This window comes from Pseudomonas sp. R2-7-07 (assembly GCF_003852355.1).
Taxonomy (GTDB): Bacteria; Pseudomonadota; Gammaproteobacteria; order Pseudomonadales; family Pseudomonadaceae; genus Aquipseudomonas.
Genome location: NZ_CP027759.1, coordinates 656695 through 672333, shown reverse-complemented (window position 1 = coordinate 672333; position 15639 = coordinate 656695). Strand labels below are relative to the sequence as shown.

At 60.2% G+C, this 15639-nt stretch carries 13 protein-coding genes and 2 tRNA genes; 6 read left to right on the top strand and 9 right to left on the bottom strand.

Annotation, left to right across the window (positions count from 1 at the left end; translation table 11 throughout):
• Positions 1 to 203: 203 nt before the first annotated feature.
• Positions 204 to 1301, top strand: coding sequence for a dermonecrotic toxin domain-containing protein (locus C4J86_RS26950; RefSeq protein WP_256681721.1), 1098 nt, complete (start codon positions 204 to 206; stop codon positions 1299 to 1301).
• Positions 1223 to 4162 carry a DUF6543 domain-containing protein gene (locus C4J86_RS02790; RefSeq protein WP_256681720.1) on the top strand — a complete coding sequence of 980 codons (2940 nt, stop codon included), beginning with the start codon at positions 1223 to 1225 and terminating at the stop codon, positions 4160 to 4162. Before C4J86_RS26950 ends, C4J86_RS02790 begins: the two co-directional genes overlap by 79 nt.
• 6 nt (positions 4163 to 4168) lie before the next feature.
• Here the strand turns inward: C4J86_RS02790 and dnaB are convergent, their stop codons facing one another.
• From dnaB to rnr, 7 genes are all read right to left on the bottom strand, one after another.
• A complete protein-coding gene (dnaB, locus tag C4J86_RS02785) occupies positions 4169 to 5566 on the bottom strand; it encodes a replicative DNA helicase (protein ID WP_003188079.1) in 1398 nt (465 codons plus the stop codon).
• Positions 5567 to 5677: 111 nt separating this feature from the next.
• Positions 5678 to 6124 carry a 50S ribosomal protein L9 gene (gene rplI, locus C4J86_RS02780; protein ID WP_003171376.1) on the bottom strand — a complete coding sequence of 149 codons (447 nt, stop codon included), beginning with the start codon at positions 6122 to 6124 and terminating at the stop codon, positions 5678 to 5680.
• A gap of 18 nt (positions 6125 to 6142) precedes the next feature.
• Positions 6143 to 7036 carry a hypothetical protein gene (locus tag C4J86_RS02775; RefSeq protein ID WP_124361031.1) on the bottom strand — a complete coding sequence of 298 codons (894 nt, stop codon included), beginning with the start codon at positions 7034 to 7036 and terminating at the stop codon, positions 6143 to 6145.
• Positions 7037 to 7072: 36 nt separating this feature from the next.
• Positions 7073 to 7303, bottom strand: coding sequence for a 30S ribosomal protein S18 (gene rpsR / locus C4J86_RS02770; RefSeq protein ID WP_002551829.1), 231 nt, complete (start codon positions 7301 to 7303; stop codon positions 7073 to 7075).
• A gap of 28 nt (positions 7304 to 7331) precedes the next feature.
• Entirely contained in the window at positions 7332 to 7754 is a 423-nt protein-coding gene (gene rpsF / locus C4J86_RS02765; RefSeq protein WP_003236224.1) for a 30S ribosomal protein S6, read from the bottom strand.
• A 309-nt stretch (positions 7755 to 8063) separates the two neighbouring features.
• Positions 8064 to 8825 (bottom strand): 23S rRNA (guanosine(2251)-2'-O)-methyltransferase RlmB, encoded by a 762-nt coding sequence (gene rlmB / locus C4J86_RS02760; RefSeq protein ID WP_124365632.1) that lies wholly within the window; start codon positions 8823 to 8825, stop codon positions 8064 to 8066.
• Positions 8822 to 11455, bottom strand: coding sequence for a ribonuclease R (gene rnr, locus C4J86_RS02755; protein WP_124369396.1), 2634 nt, complete (start codon positions 11453 to 11455; stop codon positions 8822 to 8824). Before rnr ends, rlmB begins: the two co-directional genes overlap by 4 nt.
• Before the next feature lie 225 nt (positions 11456 to 11680).
• On the opposite strand from rnr, the gene C4J86_RS02750 reads away from it, so the two are divergent.
• A tRNA-Leu gene (locus tag C4J86_RS02750) sits at positions 11681 to 11767 on the top strand.
• An 8-nt stretch (positions 11768 to 11775) separates the two neighbouring features.
• Here the strand turns inward: C4J86_RS02750 and C4J86_RS26785 are convergent.
• A complete protein-coding gene (locus C4J86_RS26785) occupies positions 11776 to 11946 on the bottom strand; it encodes a hypothetical protein (RefSeq protein ID WP_164487761.1) in 171 nt (56 codons plus the stop codon).
• On the opposite strand from C4J86_RS26785, the gene C4J86_RS02745 reads away from it, so the two are divergent.
• The 3 genes from C4J86_RS02745 to C4J86_RS02735 all read left to right on the top strand — a co-directional run bounded on the left by C4J86_RS02745 (position 11921) and on the right by C4J86_RS02735 (position 14727).
• Positions 11921 to 12007, top strand: a tRNA-Leu gene (locus C4J86_RS02745). The two genes, C4J86_RS26785 and C4J86_RS02745, sit on opposite strands and share 26 nt — an antisense overlap.
• Before the next feature lie 141 nt (positions 12008 to 12148).
• On the top strand, positions 12149 to 13174 hold the full coding sequence (locus tag C4J86_RS02740; RefSeq protein WP_124369395.1) for an iron ABC transporter substrate-binding protein: 1026 nt from the start codon (positions 12149 to 12151) through the stop codon (positions 13172 to 13174).
• On the top strand, positions 13174 to 14727 hold the full coding sequence (locus C4J86_RS02735; RefSeq protein ID WP_124369394.1) for an iron ABC transporter permease: 1554 nt from the start codon (positions 13174 to 13176) through the stop codon (positions 14725 to 14727). The genes C4J86_RS02740 and C4J86_RS02735 overlap by 1 nt, the downstream gene beginning before the upstream one ends.
• A 91-nt stretch (positions 14728 to 14818) precedes the next feature.
• Here C4J86_RS02735 and C4J86_RS27310 read toward each other — a convergent pair whose 3' ends face one another.
• Complete coding sequence (locus tag C4J86_RS27310) at positions 14819 to 15523, bottom strand: methyl-accepting chemotaxis protein (protein ID WP_372238008.1); 705 nt, start codon at positions 15521 to 15523, stop codon at positions 14819 to 14821.
• Between the last annotated feature and the right edge of the window lie 116 nt (positions 15524 to 15639).

The following is a 15639-nucleotide window of genomic DNA, read 5'->3' as shown; positions in this document are numbered from 1 at the left end:
TGAGATGAAAAATCGCGGGCGCGGAATATAGCACAAATTTTGACCAATTCCGACGATGGCGGTCGGCTTTTAAGCCATAGGCTCACGGGGCTGCAGACCACGCTCCTTTAATAGAACGCGCGGGGGCTAATCCGTTAACCGTTGATCGAAAATTCCATGGGTAATCTGCGGCAGGTCAATCATCACTCCGGATGGCCTAGCCCATGAGCAGTCCCTTGCCACAATCGCCCCACAAGGCATTCATCAAATCCAACTTACCGGCCTGGCTGACCCAGGCGCCGGCTTCGCAGCTCGCCGATTTTCGCCGCGACCTGATCAGCAGCAATCAGGCCAGGCACGACCTCAAGGCCCTGATGGATGAACTGCAGAACCCCGAGGAGTTTGCCCGGCCTTTGTTACGCCAGACCCTGCGAACCGAGTTTTTCGGTTTGCAGGACGATGAAAACGCCATCCTGTCCCGTGAATGGAAAAACCATCACCTGTTGGGCCTGATCCGTACACACGCCCGCACCACCCGGCAGACGCTGCTGGAAGCGGCCCTGCAGAATTTCGAAGCGACCGAAGCCGAGACCGGCGGCATGGAAACAGGCACCGCCATTTACAATCCCGGCCCCACCGGCGAAGTGCTGAGCATTATTGCTGCGACACGCTTCGCCAGCGTCTGCCGCAACCTGGATATCGGCAGCCAGTACCTCGCGCATATCGATAACGTGCTTGAACCCGCGCCCAACTCCGGCACGTCCCGTACCGCCGCCGAGGTCATGCAACTCTTGTCCAGTCAAGAGCAGCTTGCCTTTGGGGTCGCACTGCATATCGCCTACCTGCAGAAGGCGTTCACCACCTGGCAGTTTCTGCAGCTGCGCAGCCTCCAGACCACTGGAAATAACATCGACATACGGTGCAGCCTTTTGACCCTCCAGGATGTTGTTCTGCCCAATGTCATGGTGATTCAGGCGTCGGCGATCGGGCTGCCGATGGTTCTCTACACACCCCAGGACCCCAGCGCGGCGTTTCGCCTGCATCCAACCTGGGAGGATCTCTACCACGGCCTGGCCGAACGCCTGGAACAGCCGCAGTACCTGGCTTTTTTCACTCGCCTGGTACCGTTGCAACATCAGGACAGCCTGTTGCATCTGGCCCCGCGACCGTCGCTGAATGCGCGCCCGAGCCTGGTGAGCACGCTCAGCCTGACCCCGGTCCCCGTACGCATGTGTTTCAGGACATGGCTACGCAACGCATCATCCAGATCAGGAATGACGCACGCATCCTGGCGGTGCCCACTGCCGACGTCGACCTGGTGAGCCGGCAGAAGCGTCTGCAGGGCTATCTGGAACTGGGTAAGTCACTGTTGTTTTTTGCCGCGTCATTCATTCCAATCGTCGGTGAAGTGCTGTTGGCCGTCAGCGCCTTGCAACTGCTCAATACCGTCTATGACGGCTTCGCCGCCTGGAGCCGCGGCGATAGCGAAGAGGCCTTGAACGACTTTCTCGACGCGGTGGACGACGTCGCGATGGCAGTCGCCACCGCAGGCGTGGTCAAGACCGCCGGCTTCGGTGTAAAACTGCTGAAAGTGCACGTGGCCAACAAGGGCTTGCGCCTGTGGAACCCCGACCTGACCCCCTATCGGCATCCCAAAGTGCTGCCCGACAGCCTGGTCGCGGATAAGCAGGGTTTGTATAAACATGCGCAGCGGCATTACCTGAAGCTCGATGATCAGGTTCATGCCTTGCAACGGGCGCCCGATAGCCAGCAATGGCAGCTGTCCCACCCCACCGACCCCGACGCGTACGCGCCGCCCGTGCGGGGCAACTCTGTCGGCGGATGGCGCGCCGAGCATGAGACGCCCGCCGACTGGAACAACCTCAAGCTGATCCAACGCCTGGGACCGGACGGGGCCTCGATCAAACAGCCCGCCGTTGAGCCGATCCTGCTGCTCGGCGGCATGGACAGCGCCGGCCTGCGCGAGCTCCACCAGGATATGCTGAGGCCGCCGCCGTTGCTGCGGGACACGATCAAGCACTTCAACCTGGACCAGGAGATCGCCGATTTCAACCTCGATCGCGCCGAAGGCACTAAGGTCACACCGCAGTCCCCCTTCATCCAGTTCCACCTGGTGTGTGCATTGCCGGAATGGCCTGCGACCCGGCGGCTGAAAATCGTCGACGAACGGCAACAGGTACTGATCAGCCACGGTAGCGGCGCCAACGCGATCGAGGTGAGCGCTTCACGCTTCAGAAAAGGCGAACTGCTGCATGCACTGGAGGAGCAGATGCCGCGGGAAGAATTCAATCAACTGCTACCTGCGCTGTACATCGACTATTTCACCCCGGTCGAAAACCTTGCCTCACGCCTGCTGGAAAGCGTTCCGGCACAACGCCAGCGCCTGTTTTCGTTGCTCGATAGCCACGGCGAGGAACCCGTTAGCCAGGTTGAACAGGACCTTCGCGTAACCATGCCCGAACTGTCCAAGCGTCACCTTGAAGAAATGGAAACCACCCTCAGCCCGCAGGAACGGCAACACCTGCACCAGGAGAAAAAACTGCCGTCAACACAAGAGTGGGAAGCCACCCAATACCGCGACGTGGCGCGCAGCGCACGCATCCACAAAGGCATTTTTCTCGATTCGATGAGCAGTAACGAGAGCGTGCCACTGGTGCTGCACACTCTGGAACAGTTGCCAGGCTGGCCAGGCGCACGCCGCATCGAAGTGTACGAGAATGATAACAGCGGCCCGCTGCTGGGACATATTGGCAGCGAACAGGACAGTGTGCGTCACATCCTGATCCGCCAGGGCGAACAGTACGCCGTGCAGGACGCCGAGGCGACAGAGCTGCATGCACCGAGCACGCTGTTCAGCGCGCTGGAACATACGCTGACCGAGGCCGAGCGCAGCGCGCTTTTGCGTGAGTCGAATGCAGGCACGCTCAAACAAGCCATCCACCAGCATAGCCTGGCAATGATCGCCAAACCGCCGCTGCCGCCGCTCGCCAGGCTAGCCCCAACGGCGCCCATGCAGGCCCTCGGGATTGCGCTTGATCCACTGTTCGCCACGCAAACCGCCCCGGCAGGCCTGACGCTGCGCGCTGATGGTATCCATCAGTCAGCTCCGCTGCCCAACGGTGGCTATCACTATTACGTCCTGGAGGGCGGGAACTACTTTCAGGTCAAAGCCGAAGGGCAGAAATGGCGACTGATCGATGCCCGCAGCCCGTTCCGGGCTTACCGGCCCTACCTGCGCGCAAAAACCTCCGGTGGCTGGGATATCGATCCGAGCAGCCAGGGGTTGATGGGTGGCATGCAAGCGGCTGCTTTGCCGTCGGGAGAGCCGATGGAGCTTAGCGACGAGTTTGAGTCGGCGCACTCATCCAGCGAATACGACTCAGCAGAAGAAGGCACGGTCAACAGCCTGTATACGCCGCAGGAGATGGAGACCATGCGGTCCACACGAAGCTATCAACACAGCCAGAACTATCGACGCATTTATGATCGCGCCAACAATGGCCGCTACCCCCTGCGCGATTTAACAGGTCGCCCATTGCGGATTAGAAGCATACAAATCCGCAGCAAATCGCTCACGTCCGATCAAACTTTCAGCAAGGAACTGATCCTGCCTTTTTTGCAGTGGGAAGGGTATGAACGGGTTGCACGCCTCTATGAAGACAAACTAGAAGTGACACCCTTCACCGCAGCCCACCAAAAGTGTGTGCAGGAGGCAGTGATGATCGGCGAGCAGACCGTCATAAGCAGGAAGCCGCTGATAAAAGGTGAGGCGCTCGGCGTCTATGGCGGGGAACTGGTGCCGTATTATGTGGCGGCTTATCGGCAGGATCCCTATTTGATCGACGTCAAACCTTTTGAACCCATTCCCGCTGCACCACAGCCGGTCATTTTGTCGGGTGACAACGTACTTTCGCGAATAAATACGATTTTTGAGTACGAAGCAAATCTGCCGGTCAGGCAGGCATCCACGGGCTATAACGTAGAGGTTGCGCGGTTCAACGTCACGACACAGATTGCCGAGCAACCCAGGGACAACTTTTTCCTCAGTGCATTCTTTGCCAGTGAAGATATCCCTGCCGGTACCGAGTTGCGCTGGAACTACCAATACAACGAGCCCACGGTGAGGGCGCTGTTCGGTGCGCTCCCTCAGGCAAACGCCTGAAGCCGATTACTCATCGTCATCGAAGTTGTAGCTGCCCGGCGCGAGGTTCTCAAAGCGTGTGTACTTACCGATGAACGCCAGGCGGATAAAGCCGATCGGCCCGTTCCGCTGCTTGCCGATGATGATTTCGGCAATGCCCTTGTGCTCGGTTTCGGGGTGATACACCTCGTCGCGGTACACGAACATGATCACGTCGGCATCCTGCTCGATCGCGCCGGATTCACGCAAGTCGGAGTTCACCGGACGTTTGTTGGGACGTTGTTCCAGGGAACGGTTGAGCTGGGACAGCGCCACCACCGGGCAGTTGAATTCCTTGGCCAGGGCCTTGAGGGACCGAGAGATTTCGGAAATCTCGTTGGTGCGGTTGTCGCCGCTGGAACCCGGAATCTGCATCAACTGCAGGTAGTCGATCATGATCAACGCAATGTCGCCGTGTTCACGCACCAGGCGACGGGTGCGCGCGCGCATTTCGGACGGGCTGATACCGGCAGTGTCATCGATGAACAGCTTACGGTCGTTGAGCAGGTTGACCGCCGAGGTCAGGCGCGGCCAATCGTCATCCTCGAGTTGGCCGGAACGCACTTTGGTCTGGTCGATACGGCCGAGTGACGAAAGCATACGCATGATCAGCGATTCGCCTGGCATCTCGAGGGAGTACACCAGCACCGCCTTGTCACTGCGCAGTACGGCGTTTTCCACCAGGTTCATCGCAAAGGTGGTCTTGCCCATCGACGGACGGCCGGCCACGATGATCAAGTCGGACGGCTGCAGGCCGCTGGTCTTCTCGTCGAGGTCGGTGTAGCCGGTGGAAATACCGGTAATCGCGGCATCGGTGTTGAACAAGGTGTCGATGCGGTCGATGGCCTTGGTCAGCAGGTCATTGACGCTGACCGGGCCGCCGGTTTTCGGGCGGGCTTCGGCGATCTGGAAGATCTGGCGCTCGGCTTCGTCGAGGATCTCGGCGGCGGTGCGGCCTTCAGGGTTGAAGGCGCTGTCGGCGATTTCGGTGCTGATGCCGATCAACTGGCGCAGGGTGGCGCGCTCGCGGACGATCTGCGCATAGGCCTTGATGTTGGCGACGGACGGCGTGTTTTTCGCCAGTTCGCCGAGGTAACCCAGGCCGCCGACTTGGGAGGTCTGGCCTTCCTTGTCCAGTTGCTCGGCCAGGGTCACCACGTCGATCGGTGAGTTCTGGTCGGCCAGCTTGGCGATAGCACGGAAGATCAGGCGGTGGTCATGACGATAGAAATCCCCGTCCGAGACTTGATCCAGCACGCGTTCCCAGGCGTTGTTGTCCAGCATCAAGCCACCGAGCACGGCCTGTTCGGCCTCGATGGAATGCGGCGGCACCTTCAGGGCAGCGGTTTGCAGATCGTATTGCTCAGGAGCGGAGATTTCGTTCATGGCCACTTGGAATTTAGGGGTGTGTAGAAAAACAAAAGGCACGACCTGTAAACAGGATCGTGCCCGATGTTAACCGGCTGACACGCGAGGTGCCAGTCAGTTAGGTGCGGCTTAAGCTGCTACCACGACAACGCGTACGGTGGCTTCAACTTCGGCGTGCAGGTGCACGGCCACGTCGAATTCGCCTACGTTGCGGATGGTGCCGTTCGGCAGACGAACTTCGCTCTTCTGCACTTCAACGCCGGAGGCGGTCAGTGCATCAGCGATGTCGTGGGTGCCGATCGAACCGAACAGCTTGCCTTCGTCACCGGCGGTGGCAGTGATAGTCACTTCCAGCTCAGCCAGTTGGGCAGCGCGAGTTTCGGCCGAAGCTTTTTTGTCTGCTGCTGCTTTTTCCAGCTCAGCACGACGCTCTTCAAACGCAGCCAGGTTGGCAGCGGTTGCAGCGGTGGCTTTGCCGTATGGCAGCAGGTAGTTACGACCGTAGCCGGCCTTAACGTTCACTTTGTCGCCCAGGTTGCCCAGGTTGGCGACTTTTTCCAGAAGGATCAGTTGCATGTGAAAATCCTCTAACTTTTAACCTTCACCGTTCGCGCTATCGGCATCTTTCGACGCCAGACGTCCGCGAAAATCAATCAGGCCGTCGACAATGGCCAAAACCACGAGTAACGGATAGATCAGCTGCATGAACAGCAACAGCGTGACGTACAACCCCACCAGCCAGAACCTGGCCAGGCGCTTGCGCGCAACCAGCCCATGAATCAGGGCCAGCCCGGCAAACACCAGCGGTACGCTGCAAATCGGCGCCAACAAGGCCATCTGTGGACCGAAGTTCGGCCCGACAACCATGCACGCCAGCAGCAACATCGCCGGCCCCGCAGGAATTCTGATACTGCGAAATTCGCGACCAAAACCACCCGGGTTGTACAACAACGCCTGCCAATAACGCCCAAGAATCAGGCTCAGCACGCTGACAACCTGCAACAAAGCCGCAATCAGGCCGGTCAGGACCGGCGCAATCAGTGACGCAAACCGCGCTCGCTCATCTACCGACAATTGCTGGTAGAGATCCCCGAGGGCCAGCGGCAGGATCTTGACGATTTCCTGCGCCAGCGCCTCGATTTGCGGGCGGAAAGCCGCGCCAAGCATCACTGAGTACACCAACCCCAATGCCACGCTGACCAGCAGCGTGCGGACCCAGGACTCACTTGCGCGTAAAACCAACGCAAGGCTCGATGACCCCAGCAGTACCAGAAGTACCCGTGGATCACCCATTTGCAGCCACCAGATCAAGGCCGGCAACAAACCCAGGGCAAGAACGCCAAGAGCGTCCTTCAAACCGCGCCGCAGGAGCACAAGGCAACCTGCGGCAGCACCCAACCAATAAAGCAACGGCAATGCCGCACAGCCAGCCACTACCAGAGTGGCCTGCATACGACCGCGCATGATGAACTCAGCTAAGGCGCGCATGCATTCAATCCCTTACTACTTGTCGACTGCCCGGTCTCAGCGGCCGTGGCTGTCGGTGTAGGCCAGCAGGGCCAGGAAGCGGGCGCGCTTGATAGCGGTGGCCAGCTGACGCTGATAACGTGCTTTGGTACCGGTGATACGGCTTGGAACGATTTTGCCGGTCTCGGATACGTAGGCTTTCAGAGTGTTGAGATCTTTGTAATCGATCTCTTTCACGTCTTCAGCGGTGAAGCGGCAGAATTTACGACGACGGAAGAAACGTGCCATTTGATAGGCTCCTTAAAAGGTCCGTGGATTACTCGTCAGCGTTATCGCTGTTGTCGCTGTCATCACTATCAGCGCTATCAGCGCCTTCGTGCTCAGGACGGTCGCGACGCTCACGGCGCTCACTGCGGTTTTCTTCAGCCTTGAGCATCTCGGATTGGCCGGTAACGGCTTCTTCGCGACGGATGACCAGGTTACGGATCACTGCATCGTTGTAGCGGAAGTTGTCTTCCAGCTCGGCCAGGGCCTTGCCAGTGCATTCAACGTTCAGCATCACGTAGTGAGCCTTGTGAACATTGTTGATTGCGTAGGCCAGTTGACGACGGCCCCAATCTTCCAGACGGTGGATTTTGCCGCCGTCTTCTTCGATCAGCTTGGTGTAACGCTCAACCATGCCGCCGACTTGCTCGCTTTGATCCGGGTGGACCAAAAAGATGATTTCGTAATGACGCATGAATGCTCCTTACGGGTTGTAGCCTGCCGCTCAAAAACGGTCAGACAAGGAGTGAATGACACTTATGGATCTTGCCGCAGGGGAGGCACATGCGTGCCTGCCAGGTGGGCAAGGGGCGCAATTGTAGAGAAGGGGAAGGAGCGGCGCAAGGTGATTGGTGATTATTTGAACAATCCCCCAAACACCACAAAAACAAATGTGGGAGGGGGCTTGCTCCCGATGGCGGTGTTTCAGTTACAGATGTTGTGACTGACTCACCGCAATCGGGAGCAAGCCCCCTCCCACAGTTTGATCCAGGCCAGGCCTGGCTTACTTCTTGGGCTTGGCCTTCGCCTTGGCACCGCGCTGACGCTGGGCTTCAAACAGGCACACGCCCGTTGCCACCGAAACGTTCAGGCTGCTGACGCTACCGGCCATCGGCAAGTGCACCAGGTAATCGCAATGCTCACGGGTCAAGCGACGCATGCCCTTGCCTTCGGCGCCCATGATCAGGATGGTCGGGCCGGTGAGGTCCTGGTCATAGATGCTGACTTCAGCCTCCCCCGCCGTGCCGACAATCCACAAGCCGCGTTGCTGGAGCTTTTCCAGGGTGCGCGCCAGGTTGGTCACGGCCACCAGCGGAATCACTTCCGCCGCGCCGCAGGCGACTTTACGCACGACCGGCGTGAGGGTCGCCGACTTGTCTTTAGGCACGATCACCGCCAGCGCGCCGGCGGCATCCGCCGAACGCAGGCAGGCGCCGAGGTTGTGCGGGTCGGTCACGCCGTCCAGCACCAGCAGCAACGGCGCGCCTTCAGTACGGTCGAGCAGCTCGTCGAGCATGGCCTCGCCCCACACCTGGCTCGGGCTGACGTCGGCAACCACGCCTTGGTGAACGCCTTCTACCCATACGTCCATTTCACGGCGTTCAGCCTGGCCGATGGCAACCTTGTTCTGGTTGGCCAACTCGACCAGCGCCTGCACGCGTGGCTCGCTGCGACCTTCCGCCAACCACACTTGCTTGACGCGCTTGGGGTGGTGACGCAGCAGTGCTTCTACGGCATGCACGCCGTAGATTTTTTCCAGACTCATGGCTTGGCCTTAGGTTTGCGCGACCCGCCGCTTTTCGCGGGGGCCGAACCCGCTTTGGGCGGGCCTTTACGGTGTTTACTGGGTTTGCTCGAGGGTTTTTCCGCCCCTTGGGACTTTCCCCCAGACGCCGCTTTACCACCGCTTTTGGCTTCGTTGAGCAACTGCTGCTTCAACTCGCGACTCTTGCGCAGCTCGGCATTTTTCGCCGCAGCGTCGCTTGGGCGATAGGCTTCCGGGGCCTTTTCCTTGGCCGACGAACGACGACCAGCCTTGGCCGGCGCAGGCTCGGCGGCCGCCGCTTTCGCAGGAGCCCCTTTGCCTTTGCTGGCCGGTGCGGTGGTTTCGCCGCCACGCTTTTTGCGACCCGCAGGCTCGGCCGGCTTGTCAGGCATACCGAAGTCGATCTTGCGTTCGTCGAGGTCGACGCGCATGACCTGTACTTCTACCGTGTCACCCAGGCGGAAACTGCGCCCGGTGCGCTCGCCCGCCAGGCGGTGATGCACAGGGTCGAAGTGGTAGTAGTCACCCGGCAAGGCGGTGACGTGCACCAGACCCTCGACGTAGATGTCGGTCAGCTCGACGAACAGGCCGAAACCGGTCACGGCGGTGATCACACCCGGGAACGACTCGCCCACGCGATCCTTCATGAATTCGCACTTGAGCCAATTCACCACATCGCGGGTGGCTTCATCGGCGCGGCGCTCGCTCATGGAGCACTGCTCGCCCAACTGTTCCAGGGCCGCTTCGTCGTACGGATAGATCCGTGCCTTCGGAATGGTCATGGCACCGGCGCGCTTGACGTGCGGAGTGTTCTGCTTGGAATGGATCACGCTGCGGATCGCGCGGTGCGTGAGCAGGTCCGGGTAACGCCGGATCGGCGAAGTGAAGTGGGTGTACGCCTCGTAATTCAGGCCGAAGTGGCCCTGGTTATCGGCGCTGTACACCGCCTGGCTCAACGAACGCAGCATGACGGTCTGGATCACGTGATAATCCGGACGGTCCTTGATGCTGGCCAACAGAGCCTGGTAGTCCTTCGGCGTCGGGCCGTCCTTGCCTTTGTGCAGGGACAGGCCGAGCTCACCGAGGAAGGCGCGCAGTTTTTCCAGGCGCTCCGGCGGCGGGCCGTCGTGCACCCGGTACAGCGCTGGAATCTCGTGCTTTTTCAGGAATTCAGCGGTGGCCACGTTGGCGGCCAGCATGCATTCCTCGATCAGCTTGTGCGCGTCGTTACGCGTCGTTGGGGTGATCGCGGCGATCTTGCGCTCGGAACCGAAGACAATCCGGGTTTCCTGGGTTTCAAAATCGATCGCGCCACGCACATGACGGGCACCCAGCAACACTTTGTACAACGAGTACAGCTGCTTGAGGTGCGGCACCACGTCGGCGTACTCGGTACGCAGGGCTTTGGCTTCGCTGGTCTTCGGCGTTTCCAGGATGGTGCTGACCTTGTTGTAGGTCAGGCGCGCCTGGGAATGGATCACCGCTTCGTAGAACTGGTAGTCGGTCATTTCGCCGGTTTTCGAGATGGTCATCTCGCACACCATGGCCAAACGGTCGACTTTCGGGTTCAGGGAGCACAGGCCGTTGGACAGCTGCTCGGGCAGCATCGGGATCACGCGCTCAGGGAAGTACACGGAGTTGCCGCGCACCTGGGCTTCGTTATCCAGGGCCGAACCGATCTTCACGTAGCTGGACACATCGGCAATCGCGACGTACAACTTCCAGCCGCCGGAGAACAGGCGCAGTTTGCCAGGCTTGGCTTCGCAGTAGACCGCATCGTCGAAGTCACGGGCGTCTTCGCCGTCGATGGTGACGAACGGCAGATGGCGCAAGTCGATGCGCTTCTCTTTGTCCTTGTCTTCGACTTCCGGCTTGAGCTTGGCGGCTTCCTTGAGCACAGCGTCGGGCCAGACGTGGGGAATATCGTAGGTGCGCAGCGCGACGTCGATTTCCATGCCCGGCGCCATGTAGTTGCCGACCACTTCAACGATATCGCCTTGGGGCTGGAAGCGCGCAGTTGGCCAGTGGGTGATTTTCACCTCGACGAACTGGCCGACCTTGGCGGCGCCATTGCGGCCCGGGGTGATCAGCACTTCCTGCTGGACCTTCGGGTTATCCGGCACGACAAAGCCGATACCGCCTTCTTCGAAGTAACGGCCGACGATGGACTCGTGGGCACGGGACACCACTTCGACGATCACGCCTTCACGACGACCACGACGGTCCAGGCCGGAAACACGCGCCAGCGCACGGTCGCCGTCGAACACCAGGCGCATTTGCGCGGGGCTCATGAACAGGTCGTCGCTGCCATCATCCGGGATCAGGAAGCCGAAGCCGTCCCGGTGGCCGGCGATGCGGCCGAGGATCAGGTCGAGCTTGTCGACCGGCGCATAGGTGCCACGGCGGGTGTAGATCAGCTGAGCGTCGCGCTCCATCGCACGCAAACGGCGGCGCAGGGCTTCGAACTGGTCTTCGGTGGTCAGACCGAATTCTTCAACCAGCTGCTCACGGCTAGCAGGCGAACCACGATCGGCGAGGTGCGCCAGGATCAGTTCGCGGCTAGGAATAGGGTTTTCATATTTTTCCGCTTCACGAGCGGCCTCGGGATCGAGGGACTGCCAATCGGCCATTAGAGAGTTTTCACCTTGTCTATATGCGGGTTAGTTTGGCATACGCGTATTGAAACGGGAAATTTCAGGCATCAACAAGTGTTTAAAAGCCCTTTGTAGCCCACCGACGCATACCTTGCACGACCATTGAGGGAATTTTCCAGGCTTTTTTCATACCGGGGGTTTACAGCTGAAAAAGGGCTCCGTATAGTGCGCGCCATCGACGACGGCAACGTTGTTGATGCTGCCCAGGTGGTGAAATTGGTAGACACGCCAGCTTCAGGTGCTGGTGATCGCAAGGTCGTGGAAGTTCGAGTCTTCTCCTGGGCACCAAATTCAGATCAAACCCGCGAAAGCGGGTTTTTTCGTTTCAGGCCTTTGATTCTTAACGTAAAGCCTGATTTATTTTTTTGAATCAGGGGTTTACAGATTAAAAAGCCCGCCGTATAGTTCGCCCCATCAACAGCGGCAACGTCGCTTGATAATGCCCAGGTGGTGAAATTGGTAGACACGCCAGCTTCAGGTGCTGGTGATCGCAAGGTCGTGGAAGTTCGAGTCTTCTCCTGGGCACCAAATTCAGATCAAACCCGCGAAAGCGGGTTTTTTCGTTTCTGGGGTTTAAAACTTGGTAATGGGGCCTGCTCATGCGCACTTGAGAAGGTTTATCGTTTATCCTTGTAAGAATTTGTAGCTTACAAGTGAGGAAAACCCCGGATGATGATCCGCGATACCCGTCTCAAGACCTCCCTTCTGCGTGGCCTGACCATCACTCTGCTCGGCCTGACCCTGCTCTCGCCCGCCGCCCATAGCGCCGAAAAGATCTCCCTGACCCTGTACAACGGCCAGCACAAGGAAGTCGGCGATGAACTCGCCAAAGCCTTCGAAGCCAAGACCGGCATTCACGTCAATGTACGCAAGGGCAGCAGCAATCAACTGGCCAGCCAAATCGTCGAAGAAGGCGACCGCTCGCCTGCCGACGTGATCTACACCGAAGAATCGCCGCCGCTGAACAAGCTGGGCGAGCAAGGCCTGCTAGCCAGGATCGACGCCAGCACCCTCGATGTATTGCCCAAGGACTACGTCGGCAGTAACGGTGACTGGATGGGCGTGACCGCACGCACCCGCGTCGTCGCTTTCAATCCCAAGCTGATTGCCGAAAAAGACCTGCCCAAATCGGTGCTGGATTTCGCCGGTCCCGAGTGGCAAGGCAAGGTTGGCTTCGTGCCCACCAGCGGTGCGTTCCAGGAGCAGGCGGTGGCTATCATCAAGCTGCACGGGCGTGAAGCCGCAGAAGAATGGCTGACCGGCCTGCGCGCATTCGGCAAGGTGTACAGCAACAATATGGTTGCGCTCAAAGCCGTGGAAAACGGCGAAGTCGCCACCGTGCTGGTGAACAACTATTACTGGTTTGCCTTGAAGAAAGAGAAAACCAACCTCGACTCCCAACTGCACTATTTCACCGACGGCGATGCCGGCGGCCTGATTACCGTGTCTTCGGCTGCCGCGCTGAAATCCAGCAAACACCCCAAGGAAGCCCAGCAACTGCTGGCGTTCATGGCCAGTGAAGAAGGCCAGCGCGTGATCACCAACACCTCGGCTGAATACCCGCTGCGCAAAGGCATGCAGTCCAATCGCGGCCTCAAGCCTTTCAACGAACTGCAGCCGCCGAAAGTCACCCCCGCCGACCTGGGCAATGCCGAAGAGGCCCTGGACCTGGAACGTGACGTTGGCTTGAACTGATGAACCCATCGCTCAGCGCCGCAGGTTTTCGCCCCCGGCGCAAACGCCCTTCGATCTGGCTGCTGTTGCCGGTGCTATTCCTGGTAGGCCTGAGTCTGTTGCCGCTGGCCTATGTCGGGCTCAAGACCTGGCAGGCTGGTTGGGCGCAGGCGGTGCATCTGCTGTGGCGACCTTATGTCTTCGGGCTGCTGCGCAACACCCTGGCGCTGATGGTGGGCGTGACGGTGGTGTGCGGCGTGGTCGGCCTGTCCCTGGCCTGGTTGCTGGAGCGCAGCAACCTGCCTGGACGGCGCCTCTGGGGGGTGATCCTGTGTCTGCCGTTTGCGGTGCCGGCGTTTGTCAGCAGCTTCACCTGGGTGTCGCTGAGCGCCAACTTCGAAGGCCTCGGCGGCGCGATCCTGGTGATGAGCCTGTCCAAATACCCGCTGGTGTTTCTGCCGGTGGCCGCGACACTGCGTAATCTTGATCCCGCCCTGGAAGAATCAGCGCGCACCCTGGGCCTGAATCGCTGGGGCGTGTTTCGACGCATCACCTTGCCGCTGTTGTGGCCCTCGCTGGTGGCCGGCGCGCTGCTGATTGCGCTGCACATGCTGGTGGAGTTCGGGGCTTTGTCGATCATCGGCTTGCAGACCTTCACGACCGCGATCTATCAGCAATTCGAGCTGGAGTTCAGCAACGCCAATGCGGCGATGCTCTCGGCGGTACTGCTGGCGATGTGCCTGACCCTGTTGTGGCTGGAGCTGCGCATGCGTGGCAAGGGCCGCCATGTGCGTATCGGCCAGGGCGCGGCGCGGCACGCTGAACAGGTGAAATTGGGCAAGTGGGCGCCGCTCGGTCAGCTGTATTGCCTGGCGCTGGCAGTCATCGGCAGCGGCATTCCGCTGGGGATGCTCGGCTATTGGCTGGCCGTGGGTTCGTCGGCGGCGTTTCCGGTGGCCGAGATCAGTGAAGCGTTGTTATCGTCCCTGGCGCTGTCCCTGGGTGGCGCAGCGGTGTGCCTGGCGTTTGCGGTGCCGGTAGGCTTGCTGGTGGTGCGCTATAAAGGCCGACTGGCGATCTGGGCTGAACGCCTGCCCTACCTGCTGCACGCACTGCCCGGCCTGGTGATTGCACTGACCCTGGTGTATTTCGCCCTGCATTACGTGCCGGCGCTGTATCAAACGTCGGCGCTGCTGCTGATCGCCTACGCGCTGTTGTTTCTGCCGCTGGCCCAGGCGCCGATACGCACGGCATTGAACAAGGCCGCGCCCCAGCTGGAAGAGGCTGCGCGGACGCTGGGGGCATCGCCCTTCAGTGCGTTTTGCCGGGTGACACTGCCGATCATCTTCCCGGCATTGGGTGCGGCGTTTGCCCTGGTGTTTCTGGATGCGATGAAGGAATTGACGGCGACCTTGCTGCTGAGTCCGACCGGGCTGAATACCTTGGCGACTGCCGTGTGGGCGCATACGTCGAATGTGGAGTTTGCGGCGGCTGCGCCTTATGCGGCGTTGTTGATCCTGGTGTCGGGGTTGCCGGTTTATTTGCTGACGACGCGGATGTATCTGAGTCGCTGAGACCGCTATCGGGGGCAAGCCCCCTCCCACATTTGGAATGCGTTCCCATGTGGGAGGGGGCTTGCTCCCGATGAGGCCAGAACAGGCAACACTAAGCTCGGAACTGCCCCAGACTCGCCTTCAACTGCGCCGCCAACCCGTCCAGCACCTTGCCACTGGCCGTGGTTTCCACCACCGCCTGCGCAGCACGCTCGGCCTGGGCGTGGATCACCTCGACGCGCCCACGCACCGCATGCGCGCCCTGTGCCTGGTGCTCGGCCGCGCGGGTCGCCAGGCCGATTGCCGCGTGCACCTGCTCCACCGAAGCCTGCACCGTCTGCTGCAAACGCACGCTCTCGCGCAGTACCAGCAAGCCCTCACTGGCCTGGCGCCCGGCTTTGCCGATGGTGTCCACCGCCTCACGCGCGCCCTGCTGCAACGCCACGATATGCGCCTGGATATCACCGGTGGAGCTTTGGGTTTTACTGGCCAGTGCGCGCACTTCGTCTGCAACCACCGCAAAACCGCGCCCCGTTTCACCGGCGCGTGCCGCTTCGATGGCGGCGTTCAGGGCGAGCAGGTTGGTTTGCTCGGCGATCCCATGGATCACCGTCAGCACCACTTCAATCTGCTCACTCTGTTGGGCCAGGCGCTCAATAACCTGGGACCCCGCCTGCACCTGCCCCGCCAACGCTTCGATCAAACTGCCAACTTCGGCCGACGTGCGTGAGTTCTCATCCGTCGCCTGCCGAATCTCCACCACCTGTTGCAGCGCCGCCTGCATGGCATGGCTTTCGGCCTGGGCCTCATCGGCCATCTGCGACAGTGCGCGCAGGCTCTCGGCGACTTCATCACGCTGCAAACCGGCAGCCTTGTCGGCGCCCGCATTGCGCAAGGTCATCGCGCCGATTTCCACACCGGTGCGCTGGGCCA

Bases quoted from the DNA above. Each gene is read 5' to 3' on its own strand.
- C4J86_RS26950 (WP_256681721.1), top strand. From the start codon at position 204: ATGAGCAGTCCCTTGCCACAATCGCCCCACAAGGCATTCATCAAATCC.
- C4J86_RS02790 (WP_256681720.1), top strand. From the start codon at position 1,223: ATGGCTACGCAACGCATCATCCAGATCAGGAATGACGCACGCATCCTG.
- dnaB (WP_003188079.1), bottom strand. From the start codon at position 5,566: ATGAACGAAATCTCCGCTCCTGAGCAATACGATCTGCAAACCGCTGCC.
- rplI (WP_003171376.1), bottom strand. From the start codon at position 6,124: ATGCAACTGATCCTTCTGGAAAAAGTCGCCAACCTGGGCAACCTGGGC.
- C4J86_RS02775 (WP_124361031.1), bottom strand. From the start codon at position 7,036: ATGCGCGCCTTAGCTGAGTTCATCATGCGCGGTCGTATGCAGGCCACT.
- rpsR (WP_002551829.1), bottom strand. From the start codon at position 7,303: ATGGCACGTTTCTTCCGTCGTCGTAAATTCTGCCGCTTCACCGCTGAA.
- rpsF (WP_003236224.1), bottom strand. From the start codon at position 7,754: ATGCGTCATTACGAAATCATCTTTTTGGTCCACCCGGATCAAAGCGAG.
- rlmB (WP_124365632.1), bottom strand. From the start codon at position 8,825: ATGAGTCTGGAAAAAATCTACGGCGTGCATGCCGTAGAAGCACTGCTG.
- rnr (WP_124369396.1), bottom strand. From the start codon at position 11,455: ATGGCCGATTGGCAGTCCCTCGATCCCGAGGCCGCTCGTGAAGCGGAA.
- C4J86_RS02740 (WP_124369395.1), top strand. From the start codon at position 12,149: ATGATGATCCGCGATACCCGTCTCAAGACCTCCCTTCTGCGTGGCCTG.
- C4J86_RS02735 (WP_124369394.1), top strand. From the start codon at position 13,174: ATGAACCCATCGCTCAGCGCCGCAGGTTTTCGCCCCCGGCGCAAACGC.
- C4J86_RS27310 (WP_372238008.1), bottom strand. From the start codon at position 15,523: ATGGCCGATGAGGCCCAGGCCGAAAGCCATGCCATGCAGGCGGCGCTG.